This window comes from Rhodococcus sp. JG-3 (assembly GCF_000482405.1).
GTDB classification, from domain to species: domain Bacteria; phylum Actinomycetota; class Actinomycetes; order Mycobacteriales; family Mycobacteriaceae; genus Rhodococcoides; species Rhodococcoides fascians.
Map to the genome: position 1 here is coordinate 1,705,335 of NZ_KI519398.1, position 22,524 is coordinate 1,727,858.

The window sequence follows — 22,524 nt, forward strand, 5'->3', positions numbered from 1 at the left end:
CACTCGTGGATCCTCACGCGCTGCGGATGCTGACTCCGTCCGTGATCGGCGTCCTCGTCCACCGCGGAGCAGATTTCGCGGCGGCCGAGGACGCCGTCCAGGAGGCGTTGGTGCAGGCGGCATCGGTGTGGGGAGCGTCGGCAGAGGCGGGTGACGCGCCGTCCGACCCGAAGGGGTGGCTCGTCACCGTGGGTGGCGCAAATTTCTCGACGCCCAGCGATCGGAGAAGGCTCGACGGGATCGAGAGAACCGGGTTGCGGCCGAGCCGGAACCGGGCAGTGTCCACGGCGTCGACGACACACTGCAGTTGTTCTTCCTCTGCGCGCACCCGGTGCTGACACCCGCAGCAGCGGTAGCGCTGACGTTGCGTGCCGTCGGGGGTCTGACGACGCGGCAGATCGCGCAGGCGTATCTGCTGCCGGAGAAAACCATGGCCCAGCGCATCAGCCGAGCCAAACGGGCGGTGCGCGACGTTCGTTTCGACGCTCCGGGCGACCTCGCGACGGTTCGGCGGGTGCTGTACCTGGTATTCAACGAGGGGTATACCGGCGACGTCGATCTCGCGGCCGAGGCGATCAGGTTGATGAGGCAGCTCGCGACCCTGTCCGACGACGCGGAGACCGCTGGACTGTTGGCGTTGATGGTGTTGCACCACGCCCGGCGCGCTGCGAGAACAGGCTCCGACGGCCGGCTGATTCCCTTGGCCGAGCAGGATCGGTCGAGCTGGGACACCGTCTCGATAGCCGAGGGAGTTCGGATTCTGCAGGCGGCGCTCGCTCGGGATCGGCTGGGCGAGTTCCAGATACAAGCCGCCATTGCCGCCCTGCATGCCGATGCGCAACGGGTGGAGGACACGGACTGGGTACAGATCGTCGAGTGGTACGACGAGTTGCTCGCGATCACCGACAGTCCGGTAGTACGGCTCAACAGAGCTGTCGCGGTGGGGGAAGCGGACGGCCCGGCCGCCGGACTCGCGGCGCTCGCCGCCGTCGATTCCGCAGTACCGCGGTACCACGCGGTGGCTGCGCATCTGCACGAGAAGGCCGGCGATCTCCGGTTGGCGGCCGAGCTGTTCGTGCGGGCGGCCGAGTCGGCGTCCTCGGTGGCCGAGCGGCATCATCTGACGCTGCGCGCCACTCGAATTCGTACCGCAGGTTCGTAGAGACACCGGGAAACAGCGAACGGACCGGGCGGTTTTGTAATCGGATCGTTAGCGGTCGAAAGCGGAATTCGTGCAACCCTCGTATGGTGCTGATGTTGCCTGTGGGACAGATGAGAAAGAAGCTGACTCGATCCACCGCGGTGGTGACGGCGGCCGTACTGGCGTCGATAGTGTTGGCCGGAAACCCGGCGCAGGCGCTGCCGGGCACTACCGGATCGGCCGACGCGGCAGTCGGGGCCGTCGGAATCCACCAGGTGTCGGCAACGCGCGCGGTGCTGAACGTGTTCTCTCCGTCCATGAATCGGGTCATCTCCAACGAGGTGCTGCACTCGCCCGGAGGTGGGCCCGCGCCCACGCTTGTTCTGCTCAACGGTGCCCTCGGCAACGAGGACGGGGTCGGCTGGCTCAACAACTCGGGAGTGGAGAAGTTCTTCCTCGACAAGAACGTCACCGTCGTCGCACCGATCGGCGGTCGGTTCAGCTTCTACACCGATTGGCAGACAACCGATCCGGTGCTGGGGACCAACCTCTGGCAGACCTATCTGAGCCGTGAACTACCCGCGGCCGTGGACGCTGCTTACGGCTCGACGGGCAAGCGCGGCGTCGCGGGCCTGTCGATGAGCGGTGGCCCGGCGCTGGATCTGGCGATCCAGGCCCCGGATGTGTTCGACGCCGCCGCGTCGTTCAGTGGATGCCCGGCACCGTCCAATCCGCTTGCCACCGCCGGCATCTCGGCCATGATCGCCGGCGGGCTCAACAATCCGTTCAACATGTGGGGGTTGCCGGGAAGTCAGGGATGGCGAGACCACGACCCGTCGCTCAACGTCGAACGACTTCGTGGAACGGCGGTGTACGTGAGCTCGTCACGCGGTGCGCCCGGCGCCGTGGATCGCATTCCCGACGGTGCCGTTCCACCGTTCGGCGGCATGGCGGTCGAAGCGATGGTCAACTACTGCACGTCCATCTTCGTCGACGCCCTGCGTCGGGCCGACGTTCCGGCGACGGTATCCATGCGCGACGAAGGTGCGCATACCTGGCCGCTGTTCGAGGACCAGTTGCGAGAGGCCTGGTTCACCACACTGGCTCCGGCTCTGGGAACCAGCTGATTGCGCCGACGCGCTCGTGGGTAAGTGTCGATGGACAGACCACCGACGAAGGGATCACCGGAACATGTCGAAGGACGATTTGCACAAGGGCGACAAGGTCGAATGGCAGACCCACGGAACTACCACCGAGGGAACGGTGCAGGAGAAGATCACCTCCGAGACCGAAGCCGCCGGCCGCAAGGTCAAGGCCTCGAAAGACGACCCGCAGTACCGCGTCGAAAGTGACAAGTCCGGAAAGGACGCAGTGCACAAGCCCGAATCGCTCGACAAGAAGGACTGATCCCGCGCCGTAAGCTTCTCGAAAGTTGCTCCTGCTGACGATCTGTACCCTCGGCTGGGACGGATCGTCACTTTGGAGGCAACGATGGGGACGACCCCGATGCGGATTGTTCGTGCACGTTCGCGTCTCGGTCGGTGGGGTAGCGGTTGCCGCACGGGGAGGACTCTTGCCGCTACGGGGACGCTGGCGATCGTGTCCGTACTCGTCGTGGGCTGCGGCGTGTTCTCCGGGGACTCGACCACGGACACGGACACACCGTCTGCAGTGACCTTCACCGGGCAGATCGAGTCTCCCGACAAGCTCTGCCTCGATGGAAGTGACACCGACACCATCCGTCTCGCAACGTGCAACGGAACGCCGGCGCAGCAAGTAGTCGCCGAGGCCGACGGCACGGTTCGGTCGCAATCGCAGTGCCTGGTGCCGAAGAACGGCGAGGCCGCAGCCGGTGTACCTGTTGTCCTCGGTAGTTGCGACGACAGTGCGGTCGCCAGTTGGACGGCGGGCGAATCCGGTGCGATCGCTCTGACGGGCACCGGCCTCTGTCTCGCGGACGACGCACGGCAGACCTCTCGGCGTGTGGCCGTGCTGGCCGAATGCGACGGCTCGTCGGTGCAGACATGGACACCGGTAGCGGCCGCGGAACCGACCGCCGACAACCCCGGAGGAATTGCTGCACCCACCGGGGATCTGCCCGGCTGGAAGCAGATATTCGTCGACGAGTTCACCGCCCCGTCCGCCACCGGCAGTTGGGCCAATCAGTGCGACCCCTCGAAGGTCGTCTACACCGGAGCCGAGGGCCAGCGGTGGCGCACGTATCCGTCGTGCTATCCCGACACCTACGACAAGCGGCCGTATCGGCCCGATGCAGTGCTGTCCACTGCCGACGGCGCTCTGCAGTACCACCTAGGTCAGGTCGACGGCGTTCCGGCCGGAGCGAGTATCTCCCCACTGATCGGTGCCGACCAGTATCAGACGTACGGAAGATATTCGGCGCGTCTGAAAGTCGATTCACCGGATCTGTCCGAGTACTACGCGGCATGGTTGCTCTGGCCGCAATCCGAGAACTGGCCGTACGACGGCGAGTTCGATTTCCCGGAAGGTGCGCTGTCGGCCAACGTCGGTGGGTTCCATCATTTTTCGGGCGAAGGCTCGTGCGCCGACGGGTGCAAAACGCCCGCCCTCGACATCGGCGCGCAGTTCACCGACTGGCACACCTACACCATGGAATGGTCACCGGGAAGGATCCGGTACCTCCTCGACGACACGGTCGTGTTGGACTCCACCGACTTCGTACCGTCCACACCGATGCGATGGGAGCTGCAGACCGAAACCAAGGGAGACGGAAACAGCGAGGGCAATCTGATCCTGGACTGGGTCTCGGTCTACTCCTGGAACGGCTGATACGCGGCCCGCGCCGAGCGCTCGGCACCCCAACTGCGTTCGATGTAACCGACGATCGTGTCGATGTCCGCGTTCGGAATCTTCTCCGGCTCACCCTTTTCCAACGGATCCGTGTGGAAGATATACAGGCGAGACGCAAACTGCTCGAACGGTAGCGAGCCCTCGCCCGCGCGTTCGCCGTTCCCTGCCGTTCCGACGACGACTCCGTCACCCCAATCCTGCCCACTGTCGTTGTTGGGATTGAAGAAGTAGACCCGCATGACGCCGTCGGGATCGGGGGCAACACGCAGAATGGCAATGGCGTGCCACCCCACATACCGTGCAGCGCTGTCGGTTACGGCCACCCCCGCGGGTTGCGGGTGGATCAGCGGCTGATGGCCGTTGTACTCGGGGTGATAAGCGGCATGGAACTGCCGCAGGAAACCATCGAGATCGACCAGATTCCCGGTCGCGACGTCCACATCGATATGGAACTCGCGTGCCGACCACCACCCGTGGAATTCGGGGTTCACCCAGCGATGCGGATCGCCCGGTCTGTCGGCGCAGCGTCGGACCATCTCGGCGTAGATCCGGTCCAGGTGCGGAACCAGAATCAGCGATGCCGGGTCCAGATCGACCGGATCCGAGGTCGCGACACCACTTTCGCTGTCGACGGACGAGATCGACTGGCCCTCGAAGTGCATGACGATCTCTTCGTCTCGTGCCGCCCACACCACCATCTGCAGCAGGTAGTCGGGATCGTTGTACGCCCACATCGACAGCGCGCGCGCCGACTGGCACGTGGGATTGTCGCCCTGGCCGACACCGAGCGGTTGACCGAGCATGGAGAGCAACCCACCGAGCAATCGCGACTCCGGTGCCGGAACCGGACCGAAAGTGGTGATCAAGCGTTCTCGCACTGCGGGCGCGAGGGTGAGCGATAGCTGACGCCACAGGGACGGCACGATCGGCGGCTGATGCAGGATTCCGCGGTCGAGGAGCAGTGCCAATCCGTAGAGACTTTGCGCCGTCTCGGGATACACGGTTTCTTCGATCAGACGGTGGACCAATTCCGGGTAGCGAGTGAGGCACGTACGCCCGGTGTCGGACAGCCCCAAGGCCTCGGGCAGGACATACGAGTAGTGGTCGACGAGATATTGCGTGAGTGTGGCGTGGTACGGCGAAACGAGACCGGTGTCGTGCATCGCCCGGGCGAAACCGCGGGCCTCGAACTGCAGTGCCTCGACGTCCATGGCCTCGAGCCGGTTCCGGTAGACCTCCACGCCCGGGTCCTCGCGGCACGCGTCCGTGGTGCCGAACAACGCCGTGGTCAACCGATCGAGTCCCTGACCGGACGTGCCGAGATCGACGGTCGGGTCGTCGCGATAGATCGCAATGCGCGTGACCATGGACTTGATGGTGTCGACCTGGATCGGACGCTGACGCAGAATCCGCCAGATCTCTTCGAGCAATTCGTCCAGCACACTGTCGTAGCCGATTTCCCCGGCAACGTAGCCGAAGAGATCGCGGATCAGATGTGCGGTCCGACCCGAACGGACTCGTTCCGATTCCGAGGGCGGGGTGAACAACACCTCGAGGTTCAGGGCGAGTACCTGGGAGAGGAAGCGTCGCGCATCGTCAGCTGTCACTGCGGGATGCTCGTACTCACCGGCGACGATCGCGACCATCCGCAACTCGCTGGCTGCTTCGAGAACCACGGTGTCGTCGTTGCCACTGCGCAGGCTCGGACCCACGAACGCGGGAACGAGAATGTCCGGCTGCGCCCAGTCCGTACCGGCGAACAGCCCGGCGTTCTCCAGCGCCGCGGCGCGTTCGCGTACCGCGCCACAACCGCCGGGCTGCAACAACACTCGGTGCACAGAATCCAGAACCCGTCGCACCTTGGTGCTCTTGCTGAACTCCGGTGCGGCGGCCAGCGCGTCGACGGCGTGATCGAGTTGCGCCAGCCGCGACACCAGAGCCTTGTCGATCGGTGCAGCGTCGTTCATCGTCTGCGTCGTGGGTTCGTGGTCGTTGCCGAGTTGCTGCTTCACACGTAGAAGTCCAGTTCTTCCTGTTGCTTGAGCAGGTCGCGCATCCGGTACGGATCATCGCCGAAGAAGTACAGCAAGCCCCAGTGGGTACCGAAAGCCGTTCTCTTGGTGACGGTTTCCTCGACCGGTGCCGACAGGTCGTTGGTCTCGTAGTAGTCGTCGTCGGCGGTCACGTCGGGGATGACGAGATCGCTGACGACGCGTCGCCGTGGGTACACACCGAAGCATCCCGCGTGACCGGTGGCATCGACTACCTCGCGCGGGAAGAAGGCGTCGATTTCTTCTTCGGTGGTCTTCGGGTCGAAGGCGAGAGCCAGGCCCTGGTACGCGTTGAAGCCGTACGCCCGCTCGAGTAGCTCGAACACCTTGAAACCTGGTGGGCGGTAGGCAACCTCGCCGAAGTACATCTCGCCGTCGCTGGTGACGAAATACTCGGGATGGATGAACCCGAACTCGATGTCGAACGCTTTGATGAGCTTCTCGATCTGAACCGTGATCTGCTCGCGGTACTTCTCGAGCTCCGGCGTCGCGGGGACGAACACCGAATACCCGAGCGTGACGTACTCGGAGATGTTGAGGAACTTGATCTTTCCGTTGTGGATCCACGCCTCGACAGCGAACTCCCAGCCGTCGAGATGCGACTCCATCAGTACCGGGAACTCCTCGTCCGGGATGGAGTCGACTTCGTCGGGGGTCCGAATGACGCGGTGGCCCAGGCATCCTGCCTTGTCGAAGGCCTTGAGGTGGATGGGGTCGTTCGGGTCGCCGTCGAGTTTGAGCAGCGTCTGGTTCACCCGACGCAGAAAGCGGATGACGTCCTCACGATCGTGTGCTTCCTCGAAGATGCCGACACGAATGCCACCGAGCTGTGCGCGGCGCTTCATCAGTGCCTTGTCTCGGAGCAGCATCGCCTGGCCGAACAACCTCGGATTGCCCAGCAGCACGGAATTGATGGCACCGGCCCACTCGACTGTCTCCTCGTACAGCGGTATCGCTACATCGACGCCTTTGTCTCGGAGAGTCTCCGCGATCTCGAGCGACCTGTCGTTGAGTCGCTCGAAGTTCCACGGTAGGTACGGAATGTCATGCTCGGTGCAGTACGCCTCGGCCCACTCTGGCGCGACGACGACGTAGCGTCGATCGAACGCGTCCAGGGCTTCCACTGCGGCCAAACTCCAGCCCAGCAGCGCTACGAAGCCTTTGTTCGGGTCTTTCTCCAGCCTCTGTGGCCGATCCATGAAGTTCCTTTCCCTTGTGATGCGCGGTCGAGGTCCTTCGCTCCACCGTACAGAGGGTGTTCGGTGCCGCTTTCCGGACCCGGTGCTCGGGAAGCCGGGACGCGATGTGCACCGTCCCTCGAACTGACGGGCCGGATCCTGCGCAGGGCTGGCAATGCGCTCGTTTGCCAGCGAAATGATGGATACAAGATCATAAAAAGTCCAGATGCACGATTTGCTCGACAATTCGATTCGTGTGAATAGATTTTCGATCCGGAGCAACTAGTTTAATATTTAATCTCCAATTCGTACCGGTCGTATTTCTTTAAATTACGCCTCTGACCTGGCGTTTCAGGGTGAATGCGAATTCACTGCGCAATGTCTGAATCATCCCTATGATTCGAGATGCCGGCAATCAATTGTATTTATCCGCCGTGTATCCAATGCGATGTTCGGTCTCTCGAAGGATGAAACCATGACTGTTTCGGGCCGTGCTGTTCTGAAGCGTTCCTTGGTGACGCTCGGAACCACCGTATTACTTTCGGCTTTCGTAGTTCACGCGCCACAGGCCGCGGCCGCCACCTCGGGACAGATCAAGACGCCCGCAGGGTTCTGCCTGGACAACAAGGGCGGTCTCACCGGACAGAACAATCCCGTCCAGATCTGGGATTGCAACGGTACCGGCGCGCAGACGTGGACCGGTACCGAGGACGCCACGATTCGAGTGCAGGGCCGATGCTTGTCGCCGGCATCGGGCTACGCGGCGGCCGGCGTCGCGTTGACGACGTGGGCGTGCAACGGCAAGCCCGCGCAGCAATGGTCGATCCGTGGGGACGGCTCGATCTCGTTGCTGCAGAAGACCGGCCTGTGCATTCAGAATTCGCGTGAGGTCAACGGAAACCGACCGGTGTTGGCGAAATGCAACGGGTCTGCTGCTCAGAAGTGGATCACCGCGACCACGCCGTTTCCGACGACACCGCCCACGACGACGCCGCCCACGACGCCACCGACCACTCCGTCCACCACTCCCAGCGGGGTGGCAGCGCCGGTGGGCGACCTACCCGGTTGGAAGCAGATCTTCGTCGACGACTTCGCGAAGCCTTCCGCCGTCGGCAGTTGGGCCAACGACTGCGATCCCACCAAGATCGTCTACGTCGGTGCGCAGAATCAGAAGTGGCGCACATACCCCAAGTGCTACAAGGACACCTATCAGAAGCGCCCGTACCGAGCGGACGCCGTGCTGTCCACGCACGACGGCCTGCTCGATTACGGATTGCACAATGTCGACGGTGTCCCGGCCGGTGCCAGCGTCTCGCCGGTGATCAACGCGGCAGGGCAGAACCAGACATACGGAAGATACACAGCGCGATTCAAGGTCGATTCGGCAACTCTGGCCGAGTACTACGTTGCATGGCTGCTGTGGCCGCAGTCCGAAAGATGGCCTGCGGACGGCGAAATGGACTTCCCCGAAGGAAGTCTCGCGGGGCAGGTCGGCGGCTTCCATCACTACTCGGGTGCCGGTTCGTGCGTCGGCGGCTGCCAGGACGTCGCTCGGAACATCGGCGCGAACTTCACCGATTGGCACACGTACACCATCGAGTGGTCCCCGGGCCGCGTTCGCTACATCCTCGACGACACCGTGGTTCTGGACAGCACCAAGTGGGTTCCCTCGGGTCCGATGCGCTGGGAACTGCAGACCGAGACCAACGGCACCGGAAACAGCAACGGGCATCTGTTGCTGGACTGGGTTTCGGTGTACAGCTGGGTAGGCTGACCCGACCGCGTACCCAACCGACTGGGGCGTGCCATCGAGAGAAGGGGAGCGTCGATGACGGTCGACAAAACCGGTGCCGAAGTCGAGATCGCCCATCAGGCAGACAGGTTCACGATTTCGGTCGAGGGCACACAGGTCGGCTTCACCGAGTTCGCCGACGACGAGCAGGGCAGGCGCGTCTTCTTCCACACCGAAGTGGATGCGGCCTACGGCGGCCGTGGCCTGGCCACGATCGTCGTTCGGCACGCGCTCGACGCGACGCGTTCCGAGAACAAGCACGCCGTTCCGATCTGTCCGTTGGTGGCCGCGTTCGTCGGCGAACATCACGAGTACGACGACATGGTCGAGCCCGTCACGGACGACATTCGGCAGTGGCTGGCCGACCAGCAGGGATGATTCGTCGACCGATCGCCGGCCACGTGCGACGATCTGCAGCATGACCGATCCCGGACACCGCCCCGGCGGCACACATCTCTACCGTCGGTTGGTCACCCGGTCCGACGGCCCCTTGTCGCCCGTTCGGGCGGCCAGGAGGCTCTCGGCGTACATCTACGGCAACATCCTGGTCCTCGCCGCGGTTGCCGCCTCCACGCCGAGTTCGATCGGGCACGGGACGGCGGCCGTTCTCGTAGCGGCCACTGTGGCAACGACTTTTCTCGCGCATGTGTTCGCAGATTTCGTCGCCGGGAGCCAGATACCGGAGGCGCACGGTGATGCAACGGACGAACAGCGCACATTCGAGGCCATCGAGGAATTCCGGGATGCAGTCCCCATTCTGAGCTCCGGGACGTTTCCGGCGGCGATGCTGGCGCTCGGGTGGCTGTCGGTGCTTCCGGCACAATGGGCCGAACTGCTGGCCGGTGCGGTGATCGTCGTACGAATCGCCACCATACCGATTGTCACGGAACGAGTTCGCGGGAACCGTCCGACGTTTCGGGCCCTGGTGATCGGGCTTGCCACTGCCGTCGTCGCGGCGCTCATCGTGCTGGCGAAAGTCTTCTTGGGTCACTAGCTGCCCCTCGTGGACGGATCAACCGCCGAACTCTGCGTGCAGCTCCGGCAAAAACCCTGCGAGGTGGTTCATCTCCTGTCCGCAGTGCAGCAGCAGATCTCGGGCGAGGTCGAGTCCGAGAACGAGGTCGCTCGGATCCACGGACGTACCCCGGCGAACTGCGCACACGGCCTGCTTCGGATCGGGAACGTGCAATCCTCGTAGGTTCAGATAAAAGCGGCTGCGCATCTCGGCACCGCCCTGTACCGGCCGAACCTGATGGGCGAGCCAGCCCAGATCCACCGGTGCGATGGAACTTCCCACTCGGCCGAAGACGACCGTCTGGTCTGCGGGAACGTCGAAACCGTGTGCAACAGGGTCACGGAAGCCGATACCCAGCTGCTGAAGCTTCGGGCCGACGTACTCGTCGACGAACGATGTGTTGCCGATGTACTTCGCCTTGTCCGGAATCGCGTGGGCCGTCCGGTCCTCGGCGAGTGCGGCGTGGAGGTGGGCATCGGGGTGCCACAGTTTGTAGCGGGCCGCCTCGGCGGAATGCCAACCGAACCACCAATCCCACATCGCTGCCGTGACCCGGGGCATCGCGGTGAGCACCGCCACGAACGTCATGCCGTCGGCGCGTTGTCCGTAGCCGGTTTCGATCGCCGAATATCCCGTGGGCGCGAGATCGGTTGTGATGGAATCGAAGTGCGGGACCCACTCTGGTGCTATCGGCGGCCCGCCGACTGCGTCGGTCACGACGGCCGGTGCCGGTGTCGTCCGTGCGGCGAAGAAATGGGCATAGGGCCGTCCTCGGTCGATGTCGCGGTAGCCCTGGTACCGCTCGCCGCAGTCTTCACTCGAACCGGTGCCGGGAGTTGCGACCGCTCGTGCCGCGGGGCCGAACACAGCCGTGGCTGCAGCCGCGGCGGCACCCACCATCATTTGTCGTCGCGACGGGCCGCGGCTCATCGGACGGGGTTCCTCAACATCGGTTGAGACTATGACGTGACTTCGGCAACTGTCAATGGTGGGGCACTAGACTCCGTGGTATGAGTCCTGCCCGTCCCAAGGACGACGAGTCGAGAGTGCGTCGGCGCGACGAAATCGCCGCGGCAGCAATCGAAGTGCTGGCAACGCAAGGTTTTCGCGGCTTGACGCACCGGGCGGTCGACGCTGCAGCAGGATTGAGCCCCGGGTCGGTCAACTACCACGCGCCCACTCGCGGACGACTGTTGCACCTGGCGCTCGAGCTGTTGTTCGCCCGCGACTACGACACTGCCGGCGCGACCTTCGGTGGTCTGGTCGATGTCAAACCACTCACCGTGGACATCGTCGTGAACCGCATCATCGACTTCATCGAGGCGATGACCACCGGAGAAGCGACGAAAAGAGTGATCGCGCGCAGCATCCTGCTCGGTGAAGCGCAACACGATCGGGAAATCCGCGATCTGTTCGACTCCCAGCGGGCCGCGTTCGTCGCGTACACCCAGTGGATAGTCGCGTCGTTGGAATCCGAAGACCCCCAGGGGGATGCGGAGATGCTCGTGGTCATGATCGAGGGTCTCGTGGGGAGGCAGGTGCTGATCGGATCGCGGCTGCCACGTCCCGTCGTCGACCGAATGCTGCGCACGATCGTCGGCGCATCCCCGATGGTCACCGATTAGCCGATCAGCCACCGATCAGCCGAGCAACGAGTTCCGTTCGGTGTGGGTGAACGTGAAGATCGTTGCACCGAAGCTGATGAGCGCAGTGAGCAGTAGCACCTGCGGCCCGGTGATCACGACGCCGATGAACGCACCGACAGCACCTCCCGCCGCGAAGGAGCCCAGAAGCGTTGCGTAGCAGAGCCAGTCGTAGTGTGTTCCGCCGCCGAAGAGGTGACGCTCGATTCCCTGGCCGAGCTTGACCACCGTTCCGGTGACGTAACTGAGCGGGATGTACGTCTCCTCCTTCTTCGTGAACGCGGTGTTCAACGCGCCCAGCGCGAAGGCGACGAGGAGGATCGGGTAGAAGTTCACGTTTGCCGACGACCACCCGGAGACAGCGATGTCGATCAGACCCGCAGCTCCCAGCGCAACGGTGGTCAACACCGTCGCTCCATGGGGGTGGTTGGACCAGTAGCGGCGCCGACAGATCGACGAGACGATCACGCCGCCGAGAAACGCGGCCATGAGGGCCAATGCGGCCCAGGGTGACGCCCCAGGTGCCACCTCCTTGCCCTCCGGATGGCCGAAGTGTCCGACGACGGCTCGTTCGGTGTTGCCGGTCATGAAGGTCACGAAGTAGCCGGCGGAATGCAGGAACGCGACCGCACCCACCATGCCTGCCAGTCCGGACAGGATCCAGGACAGACGAGCTTCGGCGCCGACGGCTGTTTCGCGGCTGATCGCCAAGGGGGAAGTCATGACTCGATTCTCCGGGCGTGAGCCGCGGCGGCAAATCTTTGAGTCATCGGTCACACCGAGGCAGTCGGGTGGGTGCTCGCCACCATCCCGCGGTGCATCACCCGGTTGCCGACCACCCCGCTGTGATCGGCGCGGTGCATCACACACCTGTTGTCCCACATCACCATGTCGTCGGGGGACCAGTTGTGCCGCAGCAGGTTGTCCTCCCTCGTGGAATGCTCCACGAGGTAGCGAACGGTGTCTCGTGCTTCGTCTTCGGTCAGTCCGCTGATCGCGACACAGCGAGCGGGCGCGGACAGCGACAGCGCGGTGCGTCCCGATATCGGGTGAACGGCGAAGAGTGGATGGTCGGCGGAAGAATCGGAATCCGACGCCACGCCGGTCACTCGGTGCGTCACCGTGCGCCCGGCCAAACGCTCCTTCACTTCCGCTGGAAGCGTCTCGTATGCGGCGTATTGGTCGCTGAACAACGTACTGCCGCCGGCCGCGGGAACTTCGACCGCGCGTAACGCGGTGTAGGCGGGAGGATTCGGAATGTAGGTGGTGTCGACGTGGAACGTGGACTTCGGCGGCGTGGAACGGCCGACGTTGCTGATGACGTTCAGATCCGGACAGTCGGGAACAGGCGTCTCGCCTTCGGTGAACATCAACTCTCCGAATCGGCGCAGGAACGCCAGGAAGCGCTGATCGTCGACGGGCTGGTTCGGCAGAATCAACACCCCGTGTTCGGCGAGGAGCTCTCGAAGTTGCTCTACCGAAACCGATTCCAAGTTCAGATCGGCCATCTCGATTCCCAACGTCATGACGACGACTCCTTCACCGGCAGTTCTTCGAGCGCGAATGCGAACAATTCTTCGACGGTGATGCCCGCGGCTGCGGCCATCACCGCCAACACGCTGGACGGCGAATAGGAGCAGTAGAGGCTGGCTTCGAGAAACCACGGCTCGCCGTCCGGGTCGATGCGAAAGTCGAACAGGCCGTAGTGCCGACATCCCAGTGCGATGTGACTCGATCGTGCTGCTGCCCAGACTTTTTCGGTGATCGGATCCGTGACGTCGACCGTCCAGGCTCTGGTCTGCTCTTTCGCCACCAGGTAGAGATCGCCGTCGGATGTGCGATTCAGCTTGTCCGCACTACTGCGGACGGAGTCGACGGCGTACTCCTCGAGGGGCAAGCACACGAGTTCGCCATCTCGGACGATGATCCCGCACCGAACTTCACGACCCAGTGGAACGTACGTCTCCACCAGTGCAGCAGGCGAATACGTCAGAGCCTCTCGAATCGCGGGTGCCAGCCCGTCGGACCCGTGGACCAGCGAGACACCCATCGAGTTGTCCGAATCCACGGGCTTGACCACGACCGGCAGGGCGAGGTCCATCACGTCGTCGGCGGATCGGACGACCACGCCGTCGGGAACACCCACGCCGGCTGCCGCGACGACGGCGCGGGCGCGGGCCTTGTTCGCCGTCAACGCCATGAGGTCCGGACCGTTGCCAGGGTAGGGCACGCCCAGTAGGTCGAACAGGCTGCGGTACGTCGTCATACCCGGCATGCAGAACATCTGCGGAACCATGACGTCGAAGTCGCGCGCCGCGATGAGCTCCACCGCCTGTGCCAACGGCATCTGCTGCGCCGCAGCGATACTCGAATCCTCGAGACCGGTGGGAAAACTCCAGAGGCCGCCCGGGGAGACGAATGCGATCTCGAAGCTGTACGCCGGGTTCGTGCCGAGCGCATCCAGGAAGCCGCCGGCGTAGACCCGAGAGAGGTCACTGTGAAAGCGGTCCACCGAGGACCCGACGAGCACCACGACAGACAACGTCATCAGTCGCCTCCGTTTTCCACGAGTTTGCCGATGTTGAAATCGATTCGGGACCAGCCACGCCGCTCGCGGAGGTTCCGGATCAGCAACGACGGAATCTGAAGATGATGTACCAACAGATACGGCAGGGGATCCCAACCGGTGAGGATGGCGTCCTTGCCTCGAAAGATGGTGCGGAGCCGAGATACTCGATCACCCTCGGTGATCAGACGCCACAGCTCGTGGTAGATCCAGTACGTCGGCCGGGCCGTCGCACGCGGCATGGTCATCGGGTGACCGTCGTCGAGGTACGCGGCAGCCAGGTCGGGGTGGTCGTAGAACATCGTGATGGCCGAGTGGGTGCGCGGGTTGCATTCGATGGCGTAGATCCGGCCGTCGGCGGCGGACTCGATGAAGTCGAACGACAGCTGCCCGGTGGTGTCGAGCGAGGAGACGAATGTCTCTACCCAGCGCAGGATTTCGGGCTTGTCCACCATCTCGTAGTTGACCTGGAAGGCGGACGACACGCAGCAGCCGTACACCTGCAGGCGACCCTCGCGCACCGTGCCGTGCGTGCAGTACTCCTGTCCGGCGATGAATTCCTGCAGGATCCACGGGTCGTTCTCGGTGATGTGCAGGCTCCGGGCGAACGAGGAGTTGCGTTCCGGCGTGTGCGCCGTCAACCGCGTCAGATCCATTCGGCCGACCGGGTTGTACGAGATCCGTTTGAGGATGTACTCACGGCCCGGCGCGAAGTCGAATTCGTCGATCTGGGCGGGGTCGGTGATGCGCCTGAAGTCGGGAACACGGAGTCCCAATGACACTGCGTGCTCGGAGAATCGGGACTTGTCGTCGACCATCCGTACGGTATCCGCGTCGCCGTGGATCACCTCGCAGTGCGCATCGAGGAGTGCACGCGCGTCGGCGTCGTGAATACTCGCGGCCGGGCTTGCCACGGGCACGAAGACGTCGACGCCCTCGCGGCGCACGATGTCCAGCAGAGCCTGCGCATATCCCGAATCACCCGGGTCTGGAATACAATGGAAACGGTCGACAGCGCGGGAGAAACGATGTCCGGTCCAGCGGTACTTCGCCGATTCCACGAGGATCACCCGATGGCCGGCGAGATGGAAGGACCGTGCGAGTTGCAAGGCTTTGGTCATCTTGCCGCCACTGATCAGAATCGTTCTGGGCGAATCGGTTCGATGGGCGACGGGCCGGGTACCGCGCAGCGCGGCCACCCCCACCGCCGCGAGGTCGACGGGGAGGGTGACCGTGAGGCCGATCAGCGCCGCAACGGTGCGGATCATGTGCGCCGGATCAGTGTCACACCGTCGCGCAACGGAATCAGAACTTGCTCCACGCGAGGGTCGTTCGCGACATAGTCGTTGAACTCGGCGATGGCCCGGCCGTTCTCGTTCGGCTGCGGAGCGTAGGGCTGACCCTGTAACAGGGTGTTGTCGACGGCGATCACGGCACCGTCGGAGAGCAGATCGCTCTCGAGCAGGTACTCCACGTACCCGCGGTATCCGCTCTTGTCGGCGTCGACGAACACCAGGTCGAACTTCCCGTCGAGCCCGTGCAGAGTGTCGAGCGCAGGCCCTATCTGCACCGAGATGGCAGATCCTGCAGTCGATTCCGCGAAGCAGGACTGCGCGAACTCGGCCACGTACGGATCCACCTCGCAGGCGACCACCTCGCCGCCCGCGGGCAGCGCCTCGGCCATCGCCAACGCCGAGTAACCGGTGAACATACCGATCTCGAGCACCCGAGTCGCCCGCGTCATGTGCACGAGAAACGCCAGGAAGCGTCCCTCCACATGACCGGAGAGCATTTCCATCTCCAGGGGCCCGGAACCGGAGACCACGTCGCGTGATCCCCAATCCGCAGAGCGGGTCCGCGACGCCAACGTGGCCAGTGCCGCAGATTCGGAGGTGGTGCAGGTGTCGAGATACGGGTCGAGTCCCGCGGCGAGATCGCGGGCCCGATGAACACGGGTGGTCAGCTCGTCGGTCACCCCGGCATCGGCGTCGAGTAGCGCGGCTATCTCGCTGAGCTCGCGCGCCAGGATCGTCGTCGGGGTGACCGGACGCGGCGTCATGGCTGCATCGGTCACGGCGTGGGTGCGGTGAACATGTCGAGACCCTCGCCCGCCCGTGGGAAGTCCAGACAGATCTTCTTGTGCAACGACAGGACGTCGGCCAGTTCGCGAGGCTCCAGGTCGTTGAGGAAGCGGCAGGTGCCGATCGGGTCGGGCACCGCGGCGCGCAGAATCCCGTCCCGAGTCTTGAGGATGGATGCTGTTGCCTCGGTCAGCAACTCGGGTGTCAGGTACGGGCTGTCCAATGCCAATCCGATGCTGCTCATGACTCCGAGCACGCGGTCTCTATCGGCCGTCGACAGGTGGCCGCGTTGTTCGGCGACCGTCGTCGACAGGGCCATGTCGATGTTGATCGCGTGGCCGTGGAAGAACGGCGCGGGCGGAGTGAGCTCGAGCGTGGGACTCCACGTGTGCCCGAATGCAATGACTCGGTCGAGGTCGATCTCGTGCAGGTTGGGTGCCTCGAGCTCGAGCATCGTCGCGATTGCCGAGTACGTCAAACGGTCTGCGACCGAACGCAACTCAGGAGTTCCGTCGAGGTGGCCGAACCGGGTGCGTAGCAGTTCCGGGCCGTACTGCTCGAGCAACTCGAAGATTTCGAGGTTGCCGACCACGGAGATCTTGATGAGCTCCGCCATCCCGTTGCGGACCTGATCCTCGGGCAGTGTGCCGAGGAAGGAGAAGTCCAACAGCACCTTCTGCGAGGCGTGGTAGGCCCCCAGACGATTCTTGTGCTTGCCGTAGTTGACGGCCACCTTGATCGAGACGCTCGCATCGATCAGGCCGATCAACGTGGTGGGAATGCGGATGTAGGGAGTGTTTCGGCGGTAACTCGCGCACGCGAAACCGGCTACGTCCGTGGTCAATCCACCACCCACCACGAGGACCGGCTCGGTTCGCACGAGACCGAACGCGTCGAACTCGCCGACGATGCGCTCGAACGTCTCGAGTGATTTCGCGGTCTCCGCAATGTGCACCGGCACCACTGTCAGGGCGATGCCGTGGTGATCGAAGTATGCACTGATCCGGTCGCCGTAGATGGCGTGCACCGATTCGTCGACAACCATCAGGGCGCGCCCGTACGGACGGTAGCTGTCGGCCAATTCGGTGTTCTCGATCGCGAACACTCCGTCGACGTAGATCAAGTCGTATTCGATCCGCTCGTATCCCTCGACACGAAACGATCTGTCGCCGGCGACGACCTGGGCCTGAAGATTACTCACTTGTTGCTCCTGAGATGGATGAAGGATCAGGCAAAATGCTCATTCCGCAGGCTCCGCTCAGGCTGAAATCAGGGCGCGGACGCGCTCGGGATCGAGTGCATCGACGGTGTCGGTGGCCGAGCCGAAATCGGTACCGGCAGTGTTCTCGTTCGGGAACGCGACACAGGTGACGCCCGCTGCCGCTGCCGCCTTGACTCCGCCGGCGTTGTCCTCGATGGCCACACTGTCGGACGCGTTCTCGCCCAACGTCTTCAATGCGAATTCGTACGACGCGGGGTCGGGCTTGCCTGCGTCGACCGACGAGGCGTCGACGATGATGTCGAACGAATCGGCGGTGAGCTCGGGAGACAGGGCAGCGAGCAGTGCGTCGATGTTCTCTCGCGAGGTCGTGGTCACGAACCCGACCTTCAACCCGTTCGCTTTCGCGGAGTCGATCGTGTCGGCCACGCCCGGTCGCGTCTTGACGTCGGATTCGCCGATCAATCGCTGGAAGATCTCGGACTTGGTGGCGTGCACGGCGGCCGCGTCCACCTCGATTCCGGTGCTCGACGCGTATTCGCTGATGCGGTCGGCACCGCCGTTCGATCCGAGCATGGACCGGTAGTCGTCCTGCGACCAGTTCCAGTTCAGATCGTGGGCGGCGAAGGCCTCGTTGAACGAGCGTCGCTGTAGCTCGGAGGTGTCGACGAGAGTGCTGATGGAGCCGAACAGAATTGCGGGCATGGGTGCCTTTCGGAGCGAGAGACGTTGTACCAGCAAATGTCTCGCGCCAGCGCGATGGGTGGGTTGGTTCGGGGGGTATGCCCCATCGGCACCGTAAGGGAAACCTTCGAATTTTCTACCGTGTGCTCGCCTGTTCGCCGCGCAGTATCGGAGCCGCCAGAACCGTCGGTGCGGATCGCCCGCGAAGGGTCACGGACCGACCCGATTCCCACAGTTGCCGCTCGTCCGAGGTTGCGTGTTCGAGCACCGTCGACGATGTGAGCACGTCGGTGTCGGGGTCGTCTTTTGCGAGATCGGTGAGCCGCGCAGCCTGATTCACCGTGTCGCCGATGACGGTGTACTCGAAACGGGACTCGGCCCCGATGTTGCCGGCGATCACCGGCCCGTACGTGACGCCGATGCCGATCTCGAATCCGCCGTCGGCTCGAAGCGCGGCGGCGAGGGTGCGTGCAGTGCGCAGCGCCGCGGTGGCCGGGTCGGGATGATCGACCGGAGCGCCGAAGATCAGCAGGGCGGCATCGCCCTCGAACTTGTTGACGAAACCGCCGTTGCGCTCGCCGTGTTCGACGACCACTGCGAAGAATCGATTGAGCAGGTCCACGACCGTCGCGGCGGATTCGCGCTCGGCCAGTGCGGTCGAGCCGACCAGGTCGATGAACAGGACGGCGACGGTCCGGTTTTCGCCGCCGAGACGGGGCGCGCTGGCCAACGCGCGCTGGGCGACGTCGTGGCCCACGTGCCGGCCGAACAGCGAACGGAGTCGCTCCCGCTCGTCGAGACCGACGACCATCTTGTTGAACCCGTTCTGCAGCCTGCCGATCTCGGACGCGTCGTAGACGTCGACGCGGGTATCGGTGGCACCGGCCTCTACTCGCTGCATGGCAGAGCTCACCTGCTGCAGCGGATCGGACACCGAGCGACCGACGAGGAACATGCCGCCGAAGCCGACGACGAGGGCGATGGCAGATAGCGAGACCATAGCGGGGGACAGGTCGACGTCCGGGGGTATGACGGTATCGATCAGTCGGCCGAGTCCGATCAGCCCCAGCCCCAGGATGGGAATGGCCGTGCTCAGTACCCAGATCAGGACGACGCGCAGTTTCACGCCGAGTGCCGCGGCGTCGGTGACCTCGCTGACCTCCATCACAGCCGCGGTGATCGGCCGCAGGGTGCGTTCGGCCACCAGGTAGCCCAGCGAGCAGGTCGCCAGTCCGCCGAAACTGACGGCGATGGCCACGATGATCGACAGTGCAGCCCCGGCCGAGGCGTTGACGCCGACGAACACCGCAACACCGAGCGCCCACAACAGAACGTGCACGCCGAGTTGCCGGAGGGGCAGCCGGATCACGGCGATCGTGGTCTCGTCCGACGGCGTGCCGCCGGTGTGCAGCCACTCGACGAGCGGTCTCGCGACGCGAAGTCCGAGCGCGATCCCGATGCCGATCGCGACCGGTAGGTAGACGAAGAACGCCAGGTAATTGCGGTCAGGAGCGCAGCCTGCGGAGTGACCTCCAGAGCAGAACAGGATCTCCTCCGATCCGACCGGCAGCGGCAGGATGAACCGCGCCAACACGAAGACGATGACCGCCCCGATGGCGTTGGCCGACACCATTCCCGCCGCGTAGAGGCGCATCGGGGTGCGGGCGAGGGCGGACCTCAGTGCTGCGATCACTGGCGCTTCTTCGTTCTCTGCACGCTCGAACTCTAGGTGCCCCGACGAAAATAATTCGGGCGATTCTGCCCGAGTGACTATCTGTGTCGACAAGTACCTGGTAATCTCCGTAACAGCTAACCACTCCTGTTCGACGATGAAAGGAACGACGGCGATGACCAGCACACTCTCCAGGAACGATGTCCTCGAGCCCGAGGATGTTTCCGCACGTTTGCTCGATTCCGCCGCCCAGCTGTCGTACGACCCGGCCGAAGAGGTCGACTGGGAGGCCGATCTCGATCCGTCCCTCTATGGTCTCAATCCGGAGTGGAGCACGCTCTACGGCACGAAGTTGTGGGACGAGATGAGCGAAGAACAGCGCATCACGCTCACTCGCCACGAGGTCTGCTCGATCATGAGCACCGGCATCTGGTTCGAGATGATCCTGCAGCAGATGGTGTTGCGCGATCAGTACTGCAAGGACTCGTCCAACTCGGATTTCCAGTTCGCGCTCACCGAGATCGCCGACGAGTGCCGTCACTCGATCATGTTCGCTCGGGCCTGCCAGAAGATGGGCATCAAGGCGTACCTGCCGCGCCGGTCGAGCATCGAACTCGGCCGCGGATTCAAGGCCCTGGCCTCCGCCGAGGTCGCCTACGGCGGCATTCTCGTCGCCGAAGAAGTTCTCGACGTCATGCAGCGCGACTGGATGCGCGGCGAGAACGTACTGCCCCTCGTGCGCACCACCAGCAAGATCCACGTCGTCGAGGAATCGCGCCACATGACCTTCGCGCGCGCGCAGATGCGTGAAGACATCGAAGGCAAGAGTCCGGCTCGCCGCAAGGCCAGTGCGCTCGTCGTCGCGATCGCCGCTCGACTGATCGTGTCCAACATGGTCAACAAGGAGGTCTACGCAGCAGCGGGCCTCGACGTCGACCGTGCGGTGAAGGAAGCGAAGAACAACGCCCACCACCACACGATGATGCGCACCTCGAGCGAGCATCTGATGGCATTTCTTCTCGACTGCGGTTTGATCACCAAGCCGGCGGAGATGATCTACCGTCGTCTGCACATGCTCTGACCACACTGTTCGAGAAAACACTGTTCGAGGCCGTGAAGGACATCCGATAACCCATGCCGTTCGCGATCACGCAGAACTGTTGCAACGACGCATCCTGCCTGTCGGTGTGCCCGGTCAACTGCATTCATCCGACCCCCGACGAGCCGGATTTCGGTAAGACCGAGCTGCTCTACATCGATCCACGATCGTGCATCGACTGCGGTGCGTGTGCAGATGCGTGCCCGGTCGACGCGATCACCCGGGTGTCCCGGTTGACTCCGGACCAGCAGATCTACGCCGAGATCAACGCGGATTACTACCGCGACAAGCCGGCGGTTGCGGAGTGGGGTGAGCCGCGCTTTCCGGTGGCGACGGTCAACGAGCTGCCTCCGGTCAGCATCGCCATCGTGGGCACCGGTCCGGCGGCCTGCTACACCGCGCAAGCCCTGCTGCGCGTGCCGGGAACCACGATCACGTTCTACGACCGGCTGCCGACCGCAGGCGGTCTGGCGCGCTACGGCGTGGCACCGGACCACCTCGGCACTCGACGCATCAGCGAGCACTTTCGTGGAATCTTCGCGCACCCACGCGTGACGATGAAGCTCGGCATCGAGGTGGGCAAGGACGTCGATCACGTCGAGTTGGCTCGAAAGTTCGACTCCGTCGTCTATGCCGTCGGTGCCGACAAGGACCGAGCGCTCGAGATTCCCGGTGTCGATCTCGACAATTCGGTCAGCGCGCGCACCCTGGTCGGCTGGTACACCGGGCATCCCGACGTCCCCGCCGACGCCATCGATCTCACGGGCGTCGACCGCGTCACCATCATCGGCAACGGCAACGTCGCCCTCGACGCCGCGCGCATTCTCACGGCCGATCCCGATTCTCTGAACGGAACCGAGATCGCCCCACACGCGTTGGCAGAGCTCCGTCGCAATCGCGTGCGAGAGGTGGTCGTCCTGGCGCGACGAGGACCGGAGTTCGCGGCATTCACACGATCGGAGTGCAAGGCGCTCGTCGATCGCGCCGGAGTCGACGTCGTCGTGGCGGGACCGGACGGAATTTTCGACGCGATCGACCGGCTGCCGTTGTCCGCTCCCGCATCGGCGCTGGCCGGTGCGGCCCGGGTCGATCTCGGATCCGGCGCGCACGGGCGTCGCATCGTGTTCGCCTTCGGGCGGGCACCTTCTGCTGTGCATGGGCAGGGCTCGGTGGAGTCCATCGAGGTGGGAGTGGGTGAACACGCGGTCACTCTCTCGACGGAGCTGGTGCTGCTCGCGATCGGTTATCGCGGAACACCGTCGCCGGGCGTCCCGTTCGACGACATCACCGGCACCATCCGTAACGAGGGCGGCCGCGTCACCGCGGCCGACGGCACTCCGGTGCCCGGGTGTTACGTGGTGGGGTGGGCCAAGCGCGGGGCGACCGGTGGCATCGGCGACAACAAGATCGATGCCGAGGAAACAGCCGAGGCGTTGTTGGCGGATGTACCCACTCGAGGTACCCGGCCGCTGGGCTGGTATGGCAAGGTCAGTGCCGCCTTGGGAGACCGAGTGTCGCGAGCACGCTGACCGGTCGGTATTTCCCGGTTCTGTT

20 protein-coding genes and 1 pseudogene are annotated in these 22,524 nt (G+C 64.0%); 10 read left to right on the forward strand and 11 right to left on the reverse strand.

Going from position 1 to position 22,524, the window contains the following annotated elements; genetic code table 11:
- Positions 1-5 precede the first annotated feature (5 nt).
- From K414_RS26560 to K414_RS0109540, 4 genes and pseudogenes are all read left to right on the forward strand, one after another.
- Positions 6-1,162, forward strand: a pseudogene (locus K414_RS26560) (DUF6596 domain-containing protein).
- Positions 1,163-1,272: 110 nt separating this feature from the next.
- Positions 1,273-2,268 (forward strand): alpha/beta hydrolase family protein, encoded by a 996-nt coding sequence (locus K414_RS0109530; protein WP_051365340.1) that lies wholly within the window; start codon positions 1,273-1,275, stop codon positions 2,266-2,268.
- Positions 2,269-2,332: 64 nt separating this feature from the next.
- Complete coding sequence (locus K414_RS0109535) at positions 2,333-2,548, forward strand: DUF2945 domain-containing protein (protein ID WP_027495736.1); 216 nt, start codon at positions 2,333-2,335, stop codon at positions 2,546-2,548.
- 192 nt (positions 2,549-2,740) lie between these two features.
- On the forward strand, positions 2,741-3,949 hold the full coding sequence (locus K414_RS0109540) for a ricin-type beta-trefoil lectin domain protein (protein WP_237606160.1): 1,209 nt from the start codon (positions 2,741-2,743) through the stop codon (positions 3,947-3,949).
- Here K414_RS0109540 and K414_RS0109545 read toward each other — a convergent pair.
- Entirely contained in the window at positions 3,931-5,937 is a 2,007-nt protein-coding gene (locus K414_RS0109545; RefSeq protein WP_032389164.1) for a hypothetical protein, read from the reverse strand. The genes K414_RS0109540 and K414_RS0109545 overlap by 19 nt on opposite strands.
- Positions 5,938-5,978: 41 nt before the next feature.
- A complete protein-coding gene (locus tag K414_RS0109550; RefSeq protein ID WP_027495739.1) occupies positions 5,979-7,220 on the reverse strand; it encodes a carboxylate--amine ligase in 1,242 nt (413 codons plus the stop codon).
- A 454-nt stretch (positions 7,221-7,674) separates the two neighbouring features.
- On the opposite strand from K414_RS0109550, the gene K414_RS0109555 reads away from it, so the two are divergent.
- The 3 genes from K414_RS0109555 to K414_RS0109565 are packed head-to-tail and all read left to right on the forward strand — an operon-like array spanning position 7,675 to position 9,985.
- Positions 7,675-8,973 carry a glycoside hydrolase family 16 protein gene (locus K414_RS0109555; RefSeq protein WP_032367295.1) on the forward strand — a complete coding sequence of 433 codons (1,299 nt, stop codon included), beginning with the start codon at positions 7,675-7,677 and terminating at the stop codon, positions 8,971-8,973.
- Positions 8,974-9,027: 54 nt separating this feature from the next.
- Positions 9,028-9,369, forward strand: coding sequence for a GNAT family N-acetyltransferase (locus K414_RS0109560; RefSeq protein ID WP_027495741.1), 342 nt, complete (start codon positions 9,028-9,030; stop codon positions 9,367-9,369).
- 40 nt (positions 9,370-9,409) lie between these two features.
- A complete protein-coding gene (locus K414_RS0109565; protein WP_051365039.1) occupies positions 9,410-9,985 on the forward strand; it encodes a hypothetical protein in 576 nt (191 codons plus the stop codon).
- Between the two features lie 18 nt (positions 9,986-10,003).
- Here the strand turns inward: K414_RS0109565 and K414_RS0109570 are convergent, their stop codons facing one another.
- Positions 10,004-10,936, reverse strand: coding sequence for a hypothetical protein (locus tag K414_RS0109570; protein WP_237606161.1), 933 nt, complete (start codon positions 10,934-10,936; stop codon positions 10,004-10,006).
- A gap of 80 nt (positions 10,937-11,016) precedes the next feature.
- Here K414_RS0109570 and K414_RS28185 point away from each other — a divergent pair, with 80 nt between their 5' ends.
- On the forward strand, positions 11,017-11,631 hold the full coding sequence (locus K414_RS28185; RefSeq protein ID WP_051365040.1) for a TetR family transcriptional regulator: 615 nt from the start codon (positions 11,017-11,019) through the stop codon (positions 11,629-11,631).
- 15 nt (positions 11,632-11,646) lie between these two features.
- On the opposite strand, the gene K414_RS0109580 is transcribed toward K414_RS28185, so the two are convergent.
- The 8 genes from K414_RS0109580 to K414_RS0109615 form a co-directional block, all read right to left on the reverse strand.
- A complete protein-coding gene (locus K414_RS0109580; protein ID WP_045842079.1) occupies positions 11,647-12,372 on the reverse strand; it encodes a YoaK family protein in 726 nt (241 codons plus the stop codon).
- 50 nt (positions 12,373-12,422) lie between these two features.
- Complete coding sequence (locus tag K414_RS0109585; RefSeq protein WP_027495745.1) at positions 12,423-13,175, reverse strand: TauD/TfdA family dioxygenase; 753 nt, start codon at positions 13,173-13,175, stop codon at positions 12,423-12,425.
- Positions 13,172-14,197 carry a D-alanine--D-alanine ligase gene (locus tag K414_RS0109590; protein ID WP_027495746.1) on the reverse strand — a complete coding sequence of 342 codons (1,026 nt, stop codon included), beginning with the start codon at positions 14,195-14,197 and terminating at the stop codon, positions 13,172-13,174. The genes K414_RS0109585 and K414_RS0109590 overlap by 4 nt, the downstream gene beginning before the upstream one ends.
- A complete protein-coding gene (locus tag K414_RS0109595; protein ID WP_027495747.1) occupies positions 14,197-15,483 on the reverse strand; it encodes a hypothetical protein in 1,287 nt (428 codons plus the stop codon). Before K414_RS0109595 ends, K414_RS0109590 begins: the two co-directional genes overlap by 1 nt.
- Complete coding sequence (locus tag K414_RS0109600) at positions 15,480-16,289, reverse strand: class I SAM-dependent methyltransferase (protein WP_027495748.1); 810 nt, start codon at positions 16,287-16,289, stop codon at positions 15,480-15,482. Before K414_RS0109600 ends, K414_RS0109595 begins: the two co-directional genes overlap by 4 nt.
- Positions 16,286-17,497 carry a sedoheptulose 7-phosphate cyclase gene (locus K414_RS0109605; RefSeq protein ID WP_027495749.1) on the reverse strand — a complete coding sequence of 404 codons (1,212 nt, stop codon included), beginning with the start codon at positions 17,495-17,497 and terminating at the stop codon, positions 16,286-16,288. The genes K414_RS0109600 and K414_RS0109605 overlap by 4 nt, the downstream gene beginning before the upstream one ends.
- 57 nt (positions 17,498-17,554) lie before the next feature.
- Entirely contained in the window at positions 17,555-18,220 is a 666-nt protein-coding gene (locus K414_RS0109610) for an HAD-IA family hydrolase (RefSeq protein WP_027495750.1), read from the reverse strand.
- Between the two features lie 115 nt (positions 18,221-18,335).
- Positions 18,336-19,892, reverse strand: coding sequence for an adenylate/guanylate cyclase domain-containing protein (locus K414_RS0109615; RefSeq protein ID WP_051365041.1), 1,557 nt, complete (start codon positions 19,890-19,892; stop codon positions 18,336-18,338).
- A 154-nt stretch (positions 19,893-20,046) separates the two neighbouring features.
- Between K414_RS0109615 and K414_RS0109620 the strand changes: the two genes are divergently transcribed.
- Positions 20,047-20,952 (forward strand): diiron oxygenase, encoded by a 906-nt coding sequence (locus K414_RS0109620; RefSeq protein WP_027495752.1) that lies wholly within the window; start codon positions 20,047-20,049, stop codon positions 20,950-20,952.
- 53 nt (positions 20,953-21,005) lie between these two features.
- A complete protein-coding gene (locus tag K414_RS26570; protein WP_051365042.1) occupies positions 21,006-22,499 on the forward strand; it encodes an FAD-dependent oxidoreductase in 1,494 nt (497 codons plus the stop codon).
- The last annotated feature ends 25 nt before the right edge of the window (positions 22,500-22,524 follow it).

Excerpts from the sequence above, each read along its gene's own strand:
- K414_RS0109610 (WP_027495750.1), bottom strand. The coding sequence starts at position 18,220 with ATGCCCGCAATTCTGTTCGGCTCCATCAGCACTCTCGTCGACACCTCC.
- K414_RS0109565 (WP_051365039.1), top strand. The coding sequence starts at position 9,410 with ATGACCGATCCCGGACACCGCCCCGGCGGCACACATCTCTACCGTCGG.
- K414_RS0109560 (WP_027495741.1), top strand. The coding sequence starts at position 9,028 with ATGACGGTCGACAAAACCGGTGCCGAAGTCGAGATCGCCCATCAGGCA.
- K414_RS0109570 (WP_237606161.1), bottom strand. The coding sequence starts at position 10,936 with ATGAGCCGCGGCCCGTCGCGACGACAAATGATGGTGGGTGCCGCCGCG.
- K414_RS0109620 (WP_027495752.1), top strand. The coding sequence starts at position 20,047 with ATGACCAGCACACTCTCCAGGAACGATGTCCTCGAGCCCGAGGATGTT.
- K414_RS0109585 (WP_027495745.1), bottom strand. The coding sequence starts at position 13,175 with ATGACGTTGGGAATCGAGATGGCCGATCTGAACTTGGAATCGGTTTCG.
- K414_RS0109580 (WP_045842079.1), bottom strand. The coding sequence starts at position 12,372 with ATGACTTCCCCCTTGGCGATCAGCCGCGAAACAGCCGTCGGCGCCGAA.
- K414_RS0109550 (WP_027495739.1), bottom strand. The coding sequence starts at position 7,220 with ATGGATCGGCCACAGAGGCTGGAGAAAGACCCGAACAAAGGCTTCGTA.
- K414_RS0109530 (WP_051365340.1), top strand. The coding sequence starts at position 1,273 with ATGAGAAAGAAGCTGACTCGATCCACCGCGGTGGTGACGGCGGCCGTA.
- K414_RS0109595 (WP_027495747.1), bottom strand. The coding sequence starts at position 15,483 with ATGATCCGCACCGTTGCGGCGCTGATCGGCCTCACGGTCACCCTCCCC.
- K414_RS0109590 (WP_027495746.1), bottom strand. The coding sequence starts at position 14,197 with ATGACGTTGTCTGTCGTGGTGCTCGTCGGGTCCTCGGTGGACCGCTTT.
- K414_RS26570 (WP_051365042.1), top strand. The coding sequence starts at position 21,006 with ATGCCGTTCGCGATCACGCAGAACTGTTGCAACGACGCATCCTGCCTG.
- K414_RS28185 (WP_051365040.1), top strand. The coding sequence starts at position 11,017 with ATGAGTCCTGCCCGTCCCAAGGACGACGAGTCGAGAGTGCGTCGGCGC.
- K414_RS0109535 (WP_027495736.1), top strand. The coding sequence starts at position 2,333 with ATGTCGAAGGACGATTTGCACAAGGGCGACAAGGTCGAATGGCAGACC.
- K414_RS0109555 (WP_032367295.1), top strand. The coding sequence starts at position 7,675 with ATGACTGTTTCGGGCCGTGCTGTTCTGAAGCGTTCCTTGGTGACGCTC.
- K414_RS0109545 (WP_032389164.1), bottom strand. The coding sequence starts at position 5,937 with ATGAACGACGCTGCACCGATCGACAAGGCTCTGGTGTCGCGGCTGGCG.